This window comes from Kitasatospora sp. NPDC054939 (assembly GCF_053610105.1).
Genome location: NZ_JBSGXP010000102.1, coordinates 1 through 18,663, shown reverse-complemented (window position 1 = coordinate 18,663; position 18,663 = coordinate 1). Strand labels below are relative to the sequence as shown.

Genomic DNA, 18,663 nt, shown 5'->3' with positions numbered 1-18,663 from the left:
GCCGTTCACGCGCCCTCGCCGCCCGGACGCCAGTGCTCCGCCAGGTCGCCCCAGAGGTACGCGGCGGTCTCGACGCCCTTGGCGAGCAGGTCCAGCTCGACCTTCTCGTCGACCGAGTGCCAGCCGTCCGAGGGCACCGAGATGCCGAGGAACAGCACCGGGGCGCCGAGCACGTCCTGCAGGTCGGCCGCCGGGCCCGAACCCCCCTCGCGGGTGAACAGGATCCGCTGCTCGAACGCCCGGCCCATCGCCCGGACGGTGGACTGCAGCGCCGGGTGGTCCAGCGGCGTCAGGCAGGGCCGGGTCGCGCCCGGGAACACCAGCTCGTACCGGATGCCGTCCGGCACCCGCTCCGCCACCCAGGCGCGGACGGCCTCGCGGACCTTCTCCACCTCCTGCCCGGCGACCAGCCGGAAGGAGAGCTTGAGGTGCGCCGAGGACGGCACGATGGTCTTGCCGCCCGGGCCGGTGTAGCCGCCCCAGATGCCGTTGACCTCGGCGGTCGGCCGCGCCCAGATCCGCTCCAGGGTGGAGTACCCGGCCTCGCCACGGGTCCCGTACGACTTGGCGACCCGCAGCCACTGCTCCTCGTCGAAGGGCAGCTCGGCGAACAGCTCGCGCTCGCGCTCGGTCAGCTCGACCACGCCGTCGTAGAAGCCCGGCACGGCCACCCGGCGGTCCGCGTCGTGCAGGCCGGCGGCCAGCTCGGCGGCCACCGCGGCCGGGTTGGGCACCGCGCCGCCGAACGAGCCGGAGTGGATGTCGGTGTCCGGGCCGTACAGGTCGATCTGGGCGTCGGCCAGGCCGCGCATGCCGGTGCAGACGGTCGGGGTGGTCTCGGACCACATCCCGGTGTCCGAGATGAACACCACGTCCGCGGCCAGCCGGTCGGCCTCGCGGCGCACCAGGTCGGCGAAGTGCGGCGAACCGGACTCCTCCTCGCCCTCCACCAGCAGCTTGAGGTTGACGGCGGGCGCCGTCCGGCCGGTCGCCGCCAGGTGGGCCCGCACCCCGAGGGTGTGGAAGAACACCTGGCCCTTGTCGTCGGCCGCACCGCGCGCGAACAGCTGCTTGCCGACCACGGTCGGCTCGAACGGCTCGGTCGCCCAGCCGTCCTCCTTGGCGGCGGGCTGTACGTCGTGGTGCCCGTAGACCAGGACGGTCGGCGCGGACGGGTCCCCGGAACGCCACTCGGCGAACACCGCCGGCAGGCCGTCCGTCTCCCAGACCTCGGCCACCGGGAAGCCGGTGTCGCGCAGCTTCGCCGCCAGCCACTCGGCGGAGCGGCGCACGTCGCCGGCCCGCTCGGGGTCGGCGGAGACGGAGGGGATGCGGAGCCAGTCGGCGAGGTCCGCGAGGAACGCGGCCTGGTGCTGGTCGATGAAGGAGCGGACGACGCTGTCCGGGGTTCTCGTCATACGGACGACTTTAGTTCGCCCGTGCGGGTGCCCGCCCCGGTCGTCCGCCCAGCGGGCCCCGGGCGGGCTGTAACGTCCGTCACCCCCGTGCCCGGGCCGGCCCCGGACGTCCGTCACCCCCGGCCGCGAGCAGCAGGAGCCGGGGGTGACGGGGTCGGGCGGGGCCGCAAGGGCCCGGCGGATCAGCCGGAGCGGCGCAGCAGGGTGATCCGCGAGCGGGTGAGCAGGGCCGCCAGCAGGGTCGCCAGCAGCGGCAGCACCAGCAGGGTGAGGCCCATGTTCAGCCACGGGAAGACCAGCACCGTCCGGTCGACGGCCTCCTCCACCGGCATCCCGTCGTACGGGACGGCGTTGCCCTCGACCTTGCGCAGCGCCACGGCGGGGACGACCCCGCAGACGGTGCCGAGCACGGCGCCCATGGCCGCGATCACTCCGCACTGGAAGCCGGAGAGGGTGCGGCGGATGCCCGGGGCGGCGCCGACCGCCGCGAGGGTGGTCAGGTCGCGCTGGGAGTCGGCGGCGGCCAGTCCGGTGGCGATGCCGGCCGCGCCGAGGGCGACGAGGGCGGCGAAGCCGGTGAGGGCCATCGAGGCGAGGCCGGCATCGGAGCGGTAGCCGCGCTCGACGGTGAACCAGGTGGAGTCGCTGATCTTGTTCACCGCCGCCATGGCCTTCTGCTCGCCGCGCTCGGCGGGCGCCGTCTCAGGCAGCCAGACCGAGCCGGCGTCGGTGAGCGCCAGGCCGAACTTCTTGGCGGTCTCGGGGCTGATCACGGTCTGCCCGGAGGTGTCCGGCTGGGGCAGCGCGGCGACGACGGCGTCCACGGTGATCCGGTGCTTCTTGGGCTGGCCGGCCGACTCGGGCGGGGCGGAGGGGTGGCTGCCCGGCGCCATCGTCTCGGCCAGCTCGATCGTGATCCTGCCGTCCTTGACGTAGCGCGGGTCGAAGACGACGGCCTTGCCCTCGGCGAGCGCCTTGGCGGCGGCCTGGTCCTCGGTGCCGAAGAGGTTCTTCAGCAGGGGCGCATCGCCGGCCACCAGCGTGCCGTACGGGTTGGAGCGGTAGGTGCCGCCCGTCTTGCAGCGGGGGTCCTCGCGCAGGAGCCGCCGCTGCTCGTCCCGGCTGAGCTTGGGGGTCTCCAGGTCCATGTCCGCCCAGACCGGGCACTCCCGCTCGGGCGGCAGCTTCAGATCGACGCTGCCGCAGCCCTCGGACTTGGTCCGGCAGCCGACCGGGTAGTCGATCCGGCCGACATCGGCGCGCACGCCGAGGCCGGGCATGTTGTTCTCGACGGCGGTGCGCATCAGCGACACCTGCCGCGGGTCCTCGCCCTCGCCCCAGCCGGTACTGATCAGGACGGCGTTGGTGGGCGCGGAGGCGACGTACTCGCGGCGGCGCTGCTCGTCGTCGCTGGCGGTGTAGACGCCGACGGCGACGGAGCCGGCCACGGCGGCCATCACCGCGGCGACGGCGGGGGCGGTGCGGCCCCGGTGCCGGACGGAGTCGCGCAGCGCCAGGCGCGGGCCGAGCGGCAGCCAGCGGCCGATCCGGCCGAACAGGCCGACCAGGAACGGCGTGAGGACGACCATGCCGAGTTCGGCGAGCGCGGAGCCGCCGAGCACGGCGAGGCCGCGGCTGACGAACCCGCTGGTCGCGCCGACCAGGGCGATCGCCGCGCCGGCGCCGAGCATCAGCAGGCCGAGCCCGGCGAGCCGGCGGCTCGGCGGCTTGACCGAGTCGCGGCCGGTGAGCGCGGCGACGACGTCCTGGCGGGACGCCTGCACGGCGGGCACGACCGCGGCCAGCAGGCCGGTGACCAGGCCGATGGCGAGGACGCCGATCAGGTCGAGCGGCTGCAGGTCGAAGTGGCCGAAGCGCTGCCCGGAGGACTCCTCGGCCCAGTCCTGCAGCAGCGCCACGAGGCCGATCGCCCCGACGAGGCCGAGGGCGGCGCCGGTCAGGCCGAGCACCACGCCGCCGCCGAGCACCACCGCGCGCACCTGGGCGCGGTCACCGCCGCCGGCGGCCAGCAGGCCGAGCTGGCGGCGGGAGCGGCGCGCGCCGACGGCGAAGGCGGGGCCCGCGAGCAGCACGATCTCCAGCAGGGCCATCCCGGCGACGGTGGCGAGGATGACGACCGCGGTGCTGTCGAGGTACGACCCGGGGCCGCCGTGGCCGCGCTTGTCGAGCTCGACGTAGAACGGCACGTCGGAGCGGGCCGGCGGGTCGAGCAGGACGGCGCGTGAGGTGACGGTGAAGCCGTACTTGTTGAGCTCGACGACCTTGGGCCAGGCGAGTTCACCGCCGGGGAGCTTGACCATCCAGCGGGTCGCCTCGCCGCCGCGGCCGGAGCCGTACCGGTCGGCGCCGGGCTGCTTGTAGAGGGTCTCCACCAGGGCGCCGGGGCGGGCGATCAGCCCGGCGGTGCGCAGCTCGCCGGGGTACTCGACGGCGGCGGTGATGGTGAACGGCTTGCTGTCCAGGCCGCGCACGGTGGTGCGGTCCCCGAGCTTCAGACCGGACTGGTCGAGGAAGTTCTGGGTGGCCGAGACCTCGTTGTCGGCGGCGGGGACGCGGCCGCGGAGCACGGTGATCCGGCCCTGCCAGACCGGGTCGGCGAGGTCCGCCTCGGCGGTCTGCACGTGGGTCATGCCCTCGGCGGTGCTGGTCGGCACGTACGGGCCCTGGCGGACCGGGACGAGCACGGCGCCGGCCGGGAGCAGTTCCTTGGCGAGCCGGTCGGGGGCGGTGTCGAGGCTGCGGCGCTGCTCGGGGGTGAGCTTGGCCGGGTCGGTGGCCGGCTCCTGCCCCTTGGAGCGGGGCGCGTTGCGGTCGTCGGATCCGGCGACCATCGACCCGTCCTCGGGGTCGGGGGCCTGCAGGACGGCGGCGCCGCGCTCCATCATCGTGATCTCGGCGTCGGCCCGGCCCATGATCCGGACGATCCGCTCCCCCGGGTCGAGCTCGCCGCTGCGGAAGACGATGTCGGCCCCGGCGACGCCGAGGACGGGCAGGGCGACCATGGCGACGACCAGGGCGCTGCGGCCCTTGGCGCGCAGGGCGTCTCGGCGGGCGATGCGCAGGGCCACCCGCCACGCGCTGAGCTTCACTCGTGCACCGGGCCCTTCACGCTGTTGGTGGCGGCGCTGACGAGCAGGCTGGCGGCGTCCTGGCTGGAGCTCTCGTCGACCATCCGGCCGTCGCGCAGGAAGACCACGCGGTCGGCCCAGGCGGCGTGCCGGGCCTCGTGGGTGACCATCATGGCGGCGGCGCCGGCGTCGCAGCGGGCGCGCAGCACGGCGAGGACGGCCTCGCCGGTGGTGGAGTCGAGGGCGCCGGTGGGCTCGTCGGCGAGGACGAGCCGGCGGTCGCCGATCAGGGCGCGGGCGATGGCGACGCGCTGCTGCTGGCCACCGGACATGTCGTCCGGGAAGCGGTCGGCGAGCTCGGGGATGCCGAGCTCCTCCAGGGCGGCGAGGGCCTCGCGGCGGGCGGAGCGGCCGGAGACGCCGTCGAGTTCGCGGGGCAGCGAGATGTTCTCGGCGGCGGTGAGCGCCGGTATCAGGTTGTAGTCCTGGAAGACGTAGCCGATGGAGCGGCGGCGGACCTCGGCGAGCCTCTTGCGGTTGAGGCCGCCGAGGGAGACGCCCTCGACCAGGACCTGTCCGCTGCTGGGCGTGTCCAGGCCGCCGGCGAGGGTGAGCAGGGTGGACTTGCCGGAGCCGGAGGGGCCCATGACGGCGACGAACTCGCCGGGCCTCACCTTCAGGTCGACCCCGCGCAGCGCGTGCACCTCGGACGCGCCCTGGCCGTGCACCCGGGAGACGTTCTCCAGGTGCAGGACGGGCCGTACGGCATCCCGGTTCGGATCGGTGTCGGTCACACTACCCCCTGCTGTTCTGGGCCCCGATGGAGCCTCTGGTGGTTCTGGTGGGCCCTCAGGCCCGGGTGCGGCGGCGGCCGCGGGGAGCCGCTGCGGCGGTGCGGGCGGCCTCGGTGGCGCGGGCCTGTTCGATGTCGGCCTGCTGGGCGAGGCGGGTCTCGCAGTGGTCGAGCCAGCGGATCTCGGCCTCGGTCTGGAAGATCAGCTGGTCCAGGACGAGCAGCCAGGCGAGTTCGGAGGCGCCGTCCTTCCCGGCGGAGCCGGGTGCGGCCTCGCCGGCCAGGGCGCGGCCCTTGAGCCTCGTGTAGTCCTGGAGGGCCTTGATGCTGTGCCGGCGCTGGCCCTGGACCACGGCGGGGACGTCCACCCCGGGGACGGTCACCGCCATCGCCAGCTTGATCGCGAGTTCGTCGCGCGGCGGGTTGGTCCGGGGCACCGGGGTGTCGAACCAGTTCCGCAGTTCGGTGCGTCCCTCAGGTGTGATCGCGTAGAACTGGTGGCCCTCGTCGTCCTCGCCGGCGGGTGCCACCAGGCCGTCGCGCTCCAGGCGGGACAGCGTCGTGTAGACCTGCCCGACGTTGAGCGGCCAGGTGGAACCGGTCCGGGACTCGAACTCGGTGCGCAGCTGGTAGCCGTAGCGGGGGCCCTGGTCGAGCAGGGCGAGCAGACCGTGGCGAATGGACATACCGAGTATGTATACCGGGTATGGCCGGAGGGTCAAGCCGCGACCCCCTGCGCCGCGCCCGCCGCGACCCCCGCGACCCTCCCGCCCGCGGCCCCTGCGGCTCCCCCGCCGTTGCCCCTCCGGCCCCCTCCCGGCCGCCCTCCCGCCGCCGGACCGGCCCTCCGGAGCGGGTACCGTCGTGCGGTGTGAGCCAGTTGCGCATCGCCACCTTCAATCTGCTGCACGGTCGCCCGCTCGCCCCGGACGGCACTCCGGCGCCCTTCCCGGCCGACCCCGGCGAGCCGCTCGCCGACGCGGTGGCCGCCCTGGACGCCGACGTGCTGGCCCTCCAGGAGGTGGACCGCCACCAGGAGCGCTCCGGCGGCACCGACCAGGCGGCCGTCGCCGCCAAGGCGATGGGGGCGGCCGACTGGCGGTTCGCCGCCGCGCTGCACGGGCACCCGGCGCCGGTCGCGGGCTGGGTGCTCGACCCCGCGGTGAGCGGGCTGCGGGTCTACGGCCCGGCGGAGGCCGGCACCTCGGCCGACCTGCCCTCGTACGGGACGGCGCTGCTGACCCGGCTCCCGGTGCTGCACTGGCGGGCCCGCCGGTTCGCCCCGGCGCCGTTCGGTCTGCCGCTGCGGGTGGCCGGGCGGCGCGGGCTGACCCCCGTCCCGGACGAGCCGCGGGCGGCCCTGGCGGCCGTACTGCAGGGCGGCAACGGGCCGTTCACGGTGGTGGCGGCGCACCTGTCGTTCGTCCCCGGCTGGAACATGGCTCAGCTGGCCGGCATCCGGCGGTGGATCGCCGACCTGCCGCAGCCGTACCTGGTGCTGGGCGACTTCAACCTGATCGGGGCGGTGCCGCGCACGGTGCTGGGCTCGGCCACCGCGCTGGACCGCACGGCGCCGCGGGTGAAGGTCCGCGAGCTGCGGGCGGCCCGGCGGGCGAGGCCGCAGCTGGCCGAGGTGCGCCGGCGGCGGGTGCGCGAGCCGCGGGCGCGGCTGCAGGGCTGGTACGACCTGGCGCGCACGCCCACCTACCCGGCGCACCGGCCGGCGGTGCAGTTCGACCACGTGCTGGCGATCGGGGTGCCGCGCACGGCGGTCGGCCCGGCCGCCGCGCCGCACGCCGGGGTCTCCGACCACCGCCCGCTGGTGGTGCAGGTGACGCTGTAGCGGTCAGACCCTGTCCGGCCGATCCTGCCGGGCGGCCGGGCGGGCCGTCCGGGTGGGCTGGTGCGGGAGTGCCGGGCCGGCCAGCGGGGGGTCGTACTGGATCATCAGCATCGCGGCGTCGTCGCCGAGTTGGCGTCCGACGTGCCGGACGACGTCCTCGTGCAGGCGCTGCAGCACCTCGCCGGGGTGGCCGTCGGCGCAGTGCGGGAGGCGTTCGGCGAGCGGGTAGAAGACCCCGGCCCGGTCGCGCGCCTCGATCACGCCGTCGGTGAAGAGCAGCACCCGGTCGCCGTGGCCGAGCGGCAGCCGCTGCACCGGCGGGCGGACGTCCTCCGGGTCGAGGACGCCGAGCGGGGGCACCGGTTCGCAGCGGGCGGACGTCGTCGGCCCCGCGCAGCAGGAGGGGCGGCGGGTGGCCGCAGTTGACGATCTCGGCGGTGCCGTCGGGGCGGACCCCGATCAGCACCAGGGTGACGAACTCCTCCTCCACGCCGGGGTGGTCGTTCTCGTGCAGGGCCCGGTCGAGGCTGACGGCCAGCCAGCCGGCCACCCGGTCGAGGGCGGGCTCCTGGTGGGCGGCCTCGCGGAAGGCGCCGAGCACGGCGGCGGCGGTCTCCACCGCGCCGAGGCCCTTGCCGCGGACGTCGCCGACCACGGCCCGGACGCCGTGCCGGGTGTTGACCACCTCGTAGAGGTCGCCGCCGATCCGGGCGTGCGCGGCGGCGGCCTCGTAGTGGACGGCGGCACGTACGGTGCCGACCCGTTCGGGCACCGGGCGCAGCAGCACCCGGCGGGCGATCGAGGCCACCAGCTGGGCGTCGGCGAGCAGCTTCTCCTGGCGCAGCCGCAGGGTGGCGCTGACCCAGCCGATCGCGGCGACCAGGACGATGGCGAGCACGGTGGCGCTGTGCACGGACTCGCCGAGCACGTCGTTGTGGACGGCCATCAGGAAGGCGGCGGCCTCGGTGAGGGCGCCGATGGCGAGGGGGTACCAGGTGCGGCGGCTGACCACGGCGGCCAGCGCGGGGACGGCGGTGAGGGCCGGTTCGACGGTCACCGCGGCATCGGTCCAGTAGTCGAGGACGACGACCAGCGCCATGCCGATGAACGGCAGCGACAGCGCCGTCCTCGGCCAGGTGCCGGTCGCGCCCGGAGCGGTCCCCGGGGTCGGCCCGGCGAACCGCTCTCTGATCCATCCGGTCGCGCTCAACGTCGGTCTCTCCAGCAGAAGGCGCCGATGCCCGTGGGCACCTGCGGTGATGACTGAGGGTCAGGGGGTACGGGCCTCGCTGGCGGCCGGAGCACAGGGGTTGACCGGTTACCGACCCCACAATAGGCGCGAAACGTGCACGACGCCCGGGTTTCGCGTGATCACGTGACGACTTGGATGCTCTCGGTGACTCATTCTTCACTGTTCCCGATCAGGAGCCGTTCCAACTCTTTTCGGTCGGGAAGTCCTGACGGTCGTACGATCCGCCCGCTGCGGACGTACAGGAACGAAGCCGTGACCTGCTCCGGCGGAACGCCCGCCTGCTCGGCCCAGGCCAGCCGGTAGACCGCGAGCTGGAGCGGATCGGCGGTCTCCTCGCGGTGCGTCTTCCAGTCCACCACTTCGTAGCGTGACGCACCGCCGGATCCCGACCCTGCGTCATCGTCCCGGTAAACGGCATCGATCCGGCCGCGCACCACGCGGCCCGCCAGCACCAGGTGGAACGGCGCCTCGACCCGGTGCGGGCGCCGGTCCGCGTACGGGGTGCGCAGGAACGCCTCCTTGAGCCGCTCCAGGTCCTGCTCGTCCTCGATGCCGTCGTCGTCGGCGCCCGGCAGCGCGCCCGGCTCGATCAGCAGCAGCGGCTCGATCCGGGACTGCACCCAGGCGTGGAAGCGCGTGCCGCGGCGCGCGGCGGGCTGCGGCGGGCGCGGCATCGGGCGGGCCAGGTCGCGGGCGAAGCCGTCCGGGTCGGCGGCCAGCCGCAGCAGCTGGGTCGCGGAGAGCGCGGCCGGCAGCGGCACCTCCCGGACGCTGCGCCGACTGCGCTCCAACTCCCCTATGAGGGCGGTGAGGTCGCGGTCCCAGGACTCCACCTGGCGGCGGTCCTCGGGGGCCATCGGCTCGGGGGGCGCGGCCGGGCGGCCGGCCAGCCGGCCCAGCACCACCTCGGCGACCCGGCGGCGGGCCCGCTGCGCGTCCGGGTCCAGCGGCAGCGGCCAGGGCCGCTCCACGGGCGCGGCCAGCGCCGGGTTCTCGGCGCCCTTGAGCGGCTGCTCGGCCCAGTGCTCGACCTCGCCGGCCCCGGGCAGCTCGCAGTGGGCGCGCAGCTGCTCCAGGAAGTCCGACGGGCCGCGGACGGTCTTCTGGCTGGGCCCCCACCAGTGGCCGGAGGCCAGCAGCAGCGCCCGGGGGCGGGTGAAGGCGACGTAGCCGAGCCGCAGCTCCTCGATCGCGGAGTGCGCGGCCAGCTCCTTCCGGAACGCCGTCATGGCCTTGGCGTTCCAGCCGCCGCGGACGTCCGGCAGGGTGGCGGCGTCGCCGCGCAGGGCGTGCGGAAGCACCCGCTTGGTGCTGGTCCAGCGCTCGCGCGCACCGGAGGACGGGAACGCGCCCTTCACCAGGCCCGGCACCGCGACGACGTCCCACTCCAGGCCCTTGGACTTGTGCGCGGTGAGCACCTTCACGGTGTCCTCGCCGCCGGGCAGGCTGCTGTCCAGCCCGCGCTCGTACTCCTGGGCGGCGCGCAGGAAGCCCAGGAAGGCGGCCAGGCCGGGGTCGCCGTCCAGGTCGGCGAAGCCCGCGGCGACGTCCAGGAAGGCGTGCAGGGTCTCCCGGCGGCGGGCGGCCAGCGCCTGCGGGGAGGCGGCGAGCTCGACCTCCAGGCCGGTCACCGCGAGCACCCGGTGCAGCACGTCCATCAGCGGCTCGGCCAGCGAGCGCCGCAGCTCGCGGACCTCCCGGGCGAGCCGGGCGAAGCGCAGCCGCGCCTCGGCGGAGAACGGCAGCTCGTCGGGCTGCTCGGCGTCGAGGAAGGTCTCCAGCGCGTCGGAGAGCGAGACCACCTCGGTCGGGTCCGTCCCGGCGACGGCGGCGGCCAGCGCCTCGACGCCCTCGGGACGGCCGGTGCGCACCAGGTCGGCGGCGCGCCGGCCGAGCAGGGCCAGGTCCCGCGGGCCGATCCGCCAGCGCGGCCCGATCAGCAGCCGGACCAGCGCGGCGTTGGCGGTCGGGTCCTGCAGCACCTCGCAGACCGCGACCAGATCGGCGACCTCGGGCAGTTGCAGCAGCCCGCCCAGGCCGACCACCTCGACCGGCACCTCGCGGGCGACCAGGGCGGCGTGGATGTCGGGGAACGCGGCGCCGCCGCGGCAGAGCACGGCGATCCGGCCCGGCTCGGTGCCGGTGCGCACCAGGTGGGCGATCGAGTCGGCCAGCCAGCCGATCTCCTCGGCGTGGGTGGGCAGCAGCGCGGCGCGCACGAAGCCGTCCTGCTCGGCGCCGGGTGCGGGGCGCAGCGCCTCGACGCCCTCGTGCATGGCGCGCAGCGGGGCGGCGAGCCCGTTGGCGAGGGCGAGCAGCCGGCCGCCGCTGCGCCGGTTCTCGCTGAGCGCGTACCGGGCGGCGGGGGTGCCGGGGGCCTTGGGGAAGTGCCGCGGGAAGTCGTCGAGGTTGGCGACGGAGGCGCCGCGCCAGCCGTAGATGGCCTGGCAGGGGTCGCCGACGGCGGTGACCGGGTGGCCGGTGCCGCGCCCGTCCGGTCCGGCGCCGAAGAGGCCGGCGAGCATCAGCCGCTGGGCGACCGAGGTGTCCTGGTACTCGTCGAGCAGGACGACCTTGAACTGGCCGCGCAGCAGTTCGCCGACCTCGGGGCGCTGCTGGGCGAGCCGGGCGGCGGCGGCGATCTGGTCGCCGAAGTCCATCAGTCCGGCGGCGGCCTTGCGCCGCCGGTACTCCTCGACCAGCCGCAGCAGCTCCAGCCGGGCCCGGGCGGCGCCGGGGACGGCCCGCAGGTCGTCGTTGGTCAGCGGGACGGTCGCCAGGGTGTCGAGCAGGTCCTCGTCGTGGGCGCGCAGCGCGGCGGGCTCGACCAGGTGCTCGGCCAGCTCGCCGTCGAGGGCGATCAGGTCGGCGACCAGGTTGGCGAAGGTGCCCGTGAGGTGGGGGAAGGGGCCGCGCGCCGTACGGAGCACCCGGGCGGCGAGCTGGAAGCGGGTGGCGTCGGCGAGCAGCCGGACGTCGGGCTCGATGCCCAGGCGCAGGCCGTGCTCCTTCAGCAGCCGGCCGGCGAAGGCGTGGTAGGTGGAGATCTCGGGCTCGCCGAGCGGTTCCTCGTCCGGCTCGGCGACACCGGCCCGCTGCAGGGCGGTGCGGACGCGTTCGGCGAGTTCGCCGGCGGCCTTGTTGGTGAAGGTGAGGCCGAGCACCTCCTCGGGGCGGACGGCGCCGGAGCCGACCAGCCAGACCACCCGGGCGGCCATCACCGTGGTCTTGCCGGACCCGGCGCCGGCCACGATCACGGCGGGCTCCAGCGGAGCTCCGAGGGCCGCCATCTGCTCCCGGTTGAACGGGATGCCCAGCAGGTCCTTGAGCTGGTCGGGATGGCTGAGCACGGCGGTCACCCCGCAACGGTAACCGGCCGCTGCGACAGTCCCCCATTCGATCTATTCCACCAGCTGGGCGCCGTCGCGCTGGGCGGAGCAGCTGCGGCGGAATCCGCACCGGTCGCAGCCGCCGCCGGTCTGCGGGACGAACCGCTCGGCGAGCACCTTCCCGGCGGCCTCGGCGAGCAGGCCCTCGATCCACGGTTCGCCGTCCGCCGCCTGCTGCTGCACCTTGGGCGCGTCCGGCAGCTTCTTGGAGGGCTCGCGCAGGTGCACCAGCTCGGCGCCGCCCGGTTCGGCGGCGGTCCCGGTGAAGCCGGGCAGCTCGTTGAGCGCCCCGGAACGGACGGCGAGCTGGTAGACGGCGAGCTGCTTGTGCTCGGGCAGCGACTTGTCGGAGGGGATCTGCTTGCCGGTCTTGAAGTCGACCACGTAGGCGCGCCCGGCCTCGTCTTTCTCCACCCGGTCCATCGAGCCGCGGATCTGCACCGAGACCCCGCCGACCTCCAGGGTGACGTCGAAGCCGTGCTCGGTGGCGACGACGTCCCGGCCGCGCTCCAGGACGTGCCAGTTGAGGAAGCGCTCCAGGGCCGCCCGGGCCTCGGTCTTCTCCTGCTGGGACTTCCAGGGGGCGTCGAAGGCCAGCGCGTCCCAGACGGTGTCGAGCCGCTCCATCAGCACCGCCAGGTCGGCGGGGCTGCGCCCGGAGCCGACCTCGTCGGCGAGGGCGTGCACCACGTTGCCGAAGCCCTGGGCGGCCGAGCCGGCGCCGCGGGCCTTGACCTCCTTGTCCAGGAACCACTGCAGGGAGCAGTTCTCCAGCTGCTCCAGCCCGCTGCCGGACAGCCGCACCGGCAGGTCCGGGTGGCGCAGCGGGTCGGGTGCGGCGGTCGGGTCGTCCAGGCCCCACCAGCGCTCGGGGCGGGCGGCGGGCACCAGCGGCAGCCCGTCCTCGTCGGTGGCGGCGGCCAGCGCGGCGAGCCGTTCGGCGGCGGCCCGGCGCAGCTCCGGCGAGCGGGCCGGGTCGACGGTGACCGCGCGCAGCTCGGCGACCAGCGCGGGCACCGAGAGCGGGCGGCGCGGGCGGTGGGTGACGTCCTCGACGGTGGCGGGCGGGGTGCGGCGCAGCACCTTGCCGGTCCTGGGGTCGACGTCCTCCCGGTAGAGCTCGCGCAGGAAGCGGGAGGGCTCGTCGCCGTCGTCGGCGGGCGCCTTGACGGCGGTGACCACCAGCCGCTCCTTGGCGCGGGTGGCGGCGACGTAGAAGAGGCGGCGCTCCTCGCCGAGCAGGGCGGCCGGGGAGAGCGGTTCGGCGAGGCCGTCGCGCCCGATCCGGTCGGCCTCCAGCAGCGAGCCGCGGCGGCGCAGGTCGGGCCAGAGGCCGTCCTGCACGCCGGCGACGACGACCAGGCGCCACTCCAGGCCCTTGGAGCGGTGGGCGGTCATCAGCCGGACGGCCTCGGGGCGCACCGCGCGGACGGTCAGGGTGTCGGCGGCGATGTCCTGCGCCTCCAGCTCGGCGAGCAGGTCGAGGGCGCTGCGGTGGCCGGTGACCTGCTCCTCGGCGCGGGCGGCGGTCTCGAACAGGGCGCAGAGGGCGTCCAGGTCGCGGTCGGCGTTGCGGCCGGCCGCGCCGCCGCGCAAGGCCGCCCGCTCCAGGCGGTCGCGCCAGCGGCGGCTGCCGTCCCAGAGGTCCCACAGGGCGTCCTCGGCGGTGCAGCCGCCGGCCAGCCGCTCGCGGACCTTGCGCAGCAGCACGCCGAGGTCGCTCGCCCGGCGGGCGTAGGGGGCGTCGAAGGCGACCAGGCGCTCGGGCTCGGCGAGCGCCTCGCGGATCAGTTCGTCGGCGGGGCGCAGTGCGGCGGCGGGCAGTTCGGCGGCGCGCAGCGCGGCGCGTTCCTCCTCGCGCAGGGCGCGGCCGAGCCGGCGCAGGTCGGCGCCGTCGAGTCCGCCGAGCGGGCCGGTGAGCAGGCTGTGGGCGAGGTCGGTGGTGAGCGGGTCGGCGGCAAGCGGGCCGGGGTCGTCCTCGCCGCTCCGCCGGTCGCGGGCGCTCTGCCGGACGGCCTGTTCGGCGCAGACCCGCAGGGCGAGCAGCAGCTGGGCCACGGCCGGCTCCTCGCGCAGCGGCAGGTCGTCGCCGTCGATCTCCAGCGGGACGCCGGCCGCGCCGAGCGCCCGCCGCACGCCGGGGATGGAGCGGGCGCCGGCCCGGACCAGGACGGCCATCTCGCCCCACGGCACGCCGTCCTCCAGGTGGGCGCGGCGCAGCAGGTCGGCGATCGAGTCCAGTTCGGTGCCGGGGGTGGGGTAGGTGTACACCTCGACCCGGCCGCCCTCGCGGGAGGGCAGCAGGGCGCGGTGCTGGGCGAGCTTGTCGGCGGGCAGCCGGCCCATCGGCATCCGCCGGGCGATCTCCCGGGAGGCGGCCAGCAGGACGGCGCCGGAGCGGCGGGAGACCCGCAGCACCCGGACCTCGGCGGGGCTGCCGTCGGCCTGCCGGAAGGTCTGCGGGAACTCCAGGATGCCGTTGATGTCGGCGCCGCGGAACGCGTAGATCGACTGGTCGGGGTCGCCGACCGCGACGAGGTCGCGGCCGCCGCCGGCCAGCCGGCGCAGCAGCCGCACCTGGGAGGGGTCGGTGTCCTGGTACTCGTCGACGAAGACGACCTCGTAGCGGCGCTGCAGCTCCTCCCCCACCTCGGGGCGCTCGGCGAGCAGCACGGCCCGGTGGACGAGCTCCGCGTAGTCGAGGACGCCGCGCAGGTCGAGCACGTCGAGGTAGTCGGCGAGGAAGTGCGCGGCGGCGGCCCAGTCGGGGCGCCGGACGCCCTCGGCGAAGCGCTGCAGCTCCTCCTCGCCGAGGCCGAGCTCGCGGCTGCGGGCGAGCACCGCGCGGACCTCGTCGGCGAAGCCGCGGGTGGTCAGGCAGGCGCGCAGGTCCAGCGGCCAGTCGATCCGGCCGCGGCCGGCCCTGGCGTCCTCGGCGCCGCCGGCCAGCAGTTCGCGGACCATGACGTCCTGCTCGGGGCCGGAGAGCAGCCGCAGCGGTTCGGCGTAGGCCTGCGGGTCCTGGTGGGCGCGGAGCAGGGCGTAGCAGAAGGAGTGGAAGGTGGTGGCCTGCGGGGCGGCGGAGGCGCCGAGCCGGCCGGACATCCGGTCGCGCAGCTCCATCGCGGCCTTGCGGCTGAAGGTGAGGACGAGGATCTTCTCGGGGTCGGTGCCGCGCTCGATCCGCCGGGCGACCGCCTCGACCAGGGTGGTGGTCTTCCCCGTGCCGGGCCCGGCGAGCACCAGCAGCGGGCCCGCGGCGTGCTCGACCACGGCGCGCTGGTAGTCGTCCAGCACGGGCGGTACGGGCTGCGCGAGGGGGCTGCGCACCAGACGGTAGGGGGAGCTCACGGACGTCCTGGGGGGTCGTGCATCGGGCAACGGCGGACGGGCCCGCGCGGGCCCGTCCGTATCGAGCCTACGATCCTGCCCCGTCATTCCCGTCGGCGCACCCGGTTCCCGGGAAGTGGTCCGGGCCGCGGGGTCCGGGCGCTACCGTCCGTCCCAGCGGGCCTGGCGCAGGTCGACCCGGGGCGGGTCGCTGCGGGTGCGCAGCGGGGTGCCCTCGACCCGGTAGTGCTCCAGGGCGCGGTGCTCGTGGCCGGGCAGCAGGCTGCCGTCGGCGCGGATCACCCGCCACCAGGGCACCGCGCCGCCGTACAGGGCGAGCACCCGGCCGACCTGGCGGGGGCCGCCCCGGCCCAGGTACTCGGCGATGTCCCCGTAGGTCATCACCCGCCCGGGTGGAATCCGCTCGGCCAGGTCGAGAACCAGTTCGGCGAAGGGTCCCGGTCCGTCGGGCCCGTGGTCGTCGTCGGCGTCCGTCACCTGCGGCATTCTTCCCCATCCGGGCGAGCACGTGGTCCCGTACGAACGATCCGCCGCGCCCGATGCGCCCCCTGTCCAGCACGGGGCGTCGCGGCATGCCACCATCTTCGGGGCGGTGAGTGGTGATACGAGGACAAGACCAGATGACCGGGACGGCTGACGTGGGTGTGGACGAGGGCTCCGACGAGTCCGACTCCGACCTGCCCGCACGCCCCCGCGACGGGTCGACCGCCTCGCCGACGCCGGAGCCTTCGCCGGAAGGCTCCCCGAGCACGGACCGCCCGAGCAAGGACCACGCCATCAAGACCCCGCAGCCGACCGGCGCACCCGAGCGCATCGAGTCGCCCGCGGCGGTGCCGGTGAGCGTACCGGCCCAGCAGCAGCCCGCGCCGCACGACCCGCTGGACGACGCGCCGCACATCGACGTGGACGAGCCGCTGCTCGCCGCCCGCGCGCACCGCCCGTCCGACCTGATCCGCTTCCTCACCGGAGTCCTCGGCATCGTCGCGGTGTTCGTGCTGGCCGGGGTGGCGACCTCGACCACCACCGGCATCGAGTCGGACATCGCCGCCAACGCCCCCCGCTTCTCCCCGGTGCTCGCCACCCTGGCCGGCCTGGTCTCCAGCGTCGCCGTGCTCGCCGTACCGCTCTCCTTCGCGGTGGAGCGGCTGATCAAGCGCGACGGCCTGCGGGTCGCCGACGGCGTGCTCGCCTCGGTGCTCGCCTACGGGGTGTCGCTGGGGATCGACTGGTGGGTCGCCGAGGGGGCCTCCGACCAGATCCGGGACTCGCTGACCCGGCTGCCGACGGACAGCAACGGCACCCTGACCGATCCGGTGCACGGCTACCTCGCCCCGGTGATCGCCTACATGACCGCGGTCGGCATGTCGAGCCGGCCGCGCTGGCGGGTCGCGCTCTGGGTGGTGGTGATCTTCAGCGGGGTCACCGAGCTGCTCAGCAGCGCCACCACCCCGCTCTCGCTGCTGCTCACCGTGCTGATCGGCTGGTCCGTCGCCTACGGGACGCTGTACGCGATCGGCTCGCCCAACATCCGGCCCACCGGCCAGCACCTGATGATCGGCCTGCGGAAGGTCGGCTTCACCCCGGCGAGCGCCCACCGCGCCCCCGACGCCCCCGGCGGCACCCGCCGCTACCTGGTCGCCCAGCAGAGCGGCCCGCCGCTGGACGTCCACATCATCGACCGCGAGCAGCAGGCGTCCGGCTTCTTCTACCGCGCCTGGCGGCGGCTGCGGCTGCGCTCGGTGGCCGTCCGCCGCAGCCCGCAGTCGCTGCGCCAGGCGCTGGAGCAGGAGGCGCTGATCGCGTACGCGGCGGCCTCCTCCGGCGCCCGCGCCCCGCAGCTGGTCGCCACCTCCGAGCTCGGCCCGGACGCGGCGATCCTGGTGTACGAGCACGTCGAGGGCCGCACCCTGGACGACCTCGCGGACGAGGAGGTCACCGACGCGGTGATGGCCTCGCTCTGGGAGTCCGTCGCCGCCCTGCACGAGCGCCGGATCGCGCACCGCCGGCTCACCGGCGAGTCGCTGCTGGTCGTCGACGGGAGGACGGCCTGCCTGGTCAACCTCTCCGGCGGCGACATCGCGGCCACCGACCTGACGCTGCGCATCGACGTCGCCCAGCTGGTCACCACCTTCGCCCTGCGGATCGGCCCGGAGCGGGCCGTCAGCACCGCCAACCACGTGCTCGGCGCCGAGCGGGTCGCGCTGGCGCTGCCGCTGCTGCAGCCGGTCGGCATGAGCCGCTCCACCAGGGTCGACCTGAAGAAGCTCGGCAAGGAGCGGAAGACCGCCGCCCGGGCCCGCGCGCTGGAGCAGGTCGCCGCCGGCGAGCGCACCCAGCAGCAGGCGGAGGAGGACATCGCGGCGGCCGGCGAGGACCTGCTCAGCCGGATCCGCGGCCAGATCCTGCAGATCGCGCCCGAGGCGCCGATGGAGCCGGCCAAGCTGGAGCGGCTCAAGCCGAAGAGCCTGATCATGCTGATCGCGCTGACCTTCGCCGCGTACCTCGCACTGACCACCATCAAGCCGGCCCAGCTGAGGCTCTCCCAGATGGACTGGGCGTGGGCGACGGTCGCGCTGGCCGCCGCCGCGTTCAGCTACATCGCCGCCTCGATGAGCCTGACCGGCTTCGTCCCGGAGAAGCTGCCGTTCCGGCGCACCGTCGCCGCGCAGCTCGCCGGCTCCTTCGTGAAGCTCGTCGCGCCCGCCGCGATCGGCGGCATCGCGCTCAACACCCGCTACCTGCAGAAGGCCGGCATCCGGCCCGGGCAGGCGGTCGCCTCGGTCGGCGCCTCCCAGCTGGCCGGCCTGGCCGGGCACCTGCTGCTGCTGTTCAGCTTCGGTCTGATCACCGGCAGCCAGACCAACGGCGACCTCTCCGCCTCCCGCGCGGTGATCATCGGGGTGCTGAGCGCCGCAGTGCTCGCCCTGGTGATCGCGGCGGTCGCCCCGCTGCGGCGCTTCGTGCTGAACCGGCTGCGCTCGCTGTTCTTCGGCGTGGTGCCCCGGATGCTCGATCTGATGCAGACGCCCAGCAAGCTGGTCACCGGCTTCGGCGGCATCCTGCTGCTGACGCTCTCCTTCACCGCCTGCCTGGACGCCTCGGTGCAGGCCTTCGGCGGCAGCATCAGCTTCTCGGCGGTCGCGGTGGTCTTCCTGACCGCCAACGCGGCCGGGTCCGCGATTCCCACCCCGGGCGGCATCGGCCCGGTCGAGGTCGCCCTGATCGGCGCGCTGACCGTCGCCGACGTGCCGCCGACCGTGGCCACCCCGGCGGTCTTCCTCTACCGGGCGCTCACCTTCTGGCTGCCGGTGCTGCCCGGCTGGATCGCCTACAACGTGCTGCAGCGCAAGGACGCGCTGTAGGGCGTGTCCGACGATTCCCACCGGGCGCGCGAATCGTCGGACACGCCCTGGGAACGCGGAAGGGGGCCCCCGGGGCGGGGGCCCTACCCCGGCGCGCGAAGGCGGGCAGTACACCCGCCTGTGGGGCTCGACCAGGGTTTCCCCGCCCCCCCCCCCCCCCCCCCCG

Annotated in this window: 9 protein-coding genes and 1 pseudogene; 2 read left to right on the top strand and 8 right to left on the bottom strand. The window is 75.4% G+C overall.

What is annotated here, in order from left to right:
* Positions 1-5: 5 nt before the first annotated feature.
* The 4 genes from ACWGB8_RS25815 to ACWGB8_RS25800 form a co-directional block, all read right to left on the bottom strand.
* Complete coding sequence (locus tag ACWGB8_RS25815; RefSeq protein WP_452215977.1) at positions 6-1,418, bottom strand: dipeptidase; 1,413 nt, start codon at positions 1,416-1,418, stop codon at positions 6-8.
* 182 nt (positions 1,419-1,600) lie between these two features.
* Positions 1,601-4,528, bottom strand: coding sequence for an FtsX-like permease family protein (locus ACWGB8_RS25810; protein WP_452215976.1), 2,928 nt, complete (start codon positions 4,526-4,528; stop codon positions 1,601-1,603).
* Positions 4,525-5,301, bottom strand: coding sequence for an ABC transporter ATP-binding protein (locus tag ACWGB8_RS25805; protein WP_452215975.1), 777 nt, complete (start codon positions 5,299-5,301; stop codon positions 4,525-4,527). Before ACWGB8_RS25805 ends, ACWGB8_RS25810 begins: the two co-directional genes overlap by 4 nt.
* 55 nt (positions 5,302-5,356) lie before the next feature.
* Entirely contained in the window at positions 5,357-5,986 is a 630-nt protein-coding gene (locus tag ACWGB8_RS25800; protein WP_452215974.1) for a PadR family transcriptional regulator, read from the bottom strand.
* Between the two features lie 185 nt (positions 5,987-6,171).
* Here ACWGB8_RS25800 and ACWGB8_RS25795 point away from each other — a divergent pair, with 185 nt between their 5' ends.
* The gene (locus ACWGB8_RS25795) at positions 6,172-7,143 is read left to right on the top strand and encodes an endonuclease/exonuclease/phosphatase family protein (protein ID WP_452215973.1); all 972 of its coding nucleotides are present in this window, start codon (positions 6,172-6,174) and stop codon (positions 7,141-7,143) included.
* Positions 7,144-7,146: 3 nt separating this feature from the next.
* On the opposite strand, the pseudogene ACWGB8_RS25790 reads toward ACWGB8_RS25795, so the two are convergent.
* From ACWGB8_RS25790 to ACWGB8_RS25775, 4 genes and pseudogenes are all read right to left on the bottom strand, one after another.
* Positions 7,147-8,089: pseudogene (locus ACWGB8_RS25790) on the bottom strand (PP2C family protein-serine/threonine phosphatase).
* 455 nt (positions 8,090-8,544) lie between these two features.
* Positions 8,545-11,754 (bottom strand): UvrD-helicase domain-containing protein, encoded by a 3,210-nt coding sequence (locus ACWGB8_RS25785; protein WP_452215972.1) that lies wholly within the window; start codon positions 11,752-11,754, stop codon positions 8,545-8,547.
* Between the two features lie 42 nt (positions 11,755-11,796).
* Positions 11,797-15,135: an ATP-dependent helicase gene (locus ACWGB8_RS25780; protein ID WP_452215971.1), complete on the bottom strand. Its 3,339-nt coding sequence runs from the start codon at positions 15,133-15,135 to the stop codon at positions 11,797-11,799.
* A gap of 141 nt (positions 15,136-15,276) precedes the next feature.
* The gene (locus ACWGB8_RS25775) at positions 15,277-15,621 is read right to left on the bottom strand and encodes an MGMT family protein (protein ID WP_452215970.1); all 345 of its coding nucleotides are present in this window, start codon (positions 15,619-15,621) and stop codon (positions 15,277-15,279) included.
* A 134-nt stretch (positions 15,622-15,755) separates the two neighbouring features.
* Here ACWGB8_RS25775 and ACWGB8_RS25770 point away from each other — a divergent pair, with 134 nt between their 5' ends.
* Positions 15,756-18,497, top strand: a complete 2,742-nt coding sequence (locus ACWGB8_RS25770) for a flippase-like domain-containing protein (protein WP_452215969.1) — start codon at positions 15,756-15,758, stop codon at positions 18,495-18,497.
* Positions 18,498-18,663 lie beyond the last annotated feature (166 nt).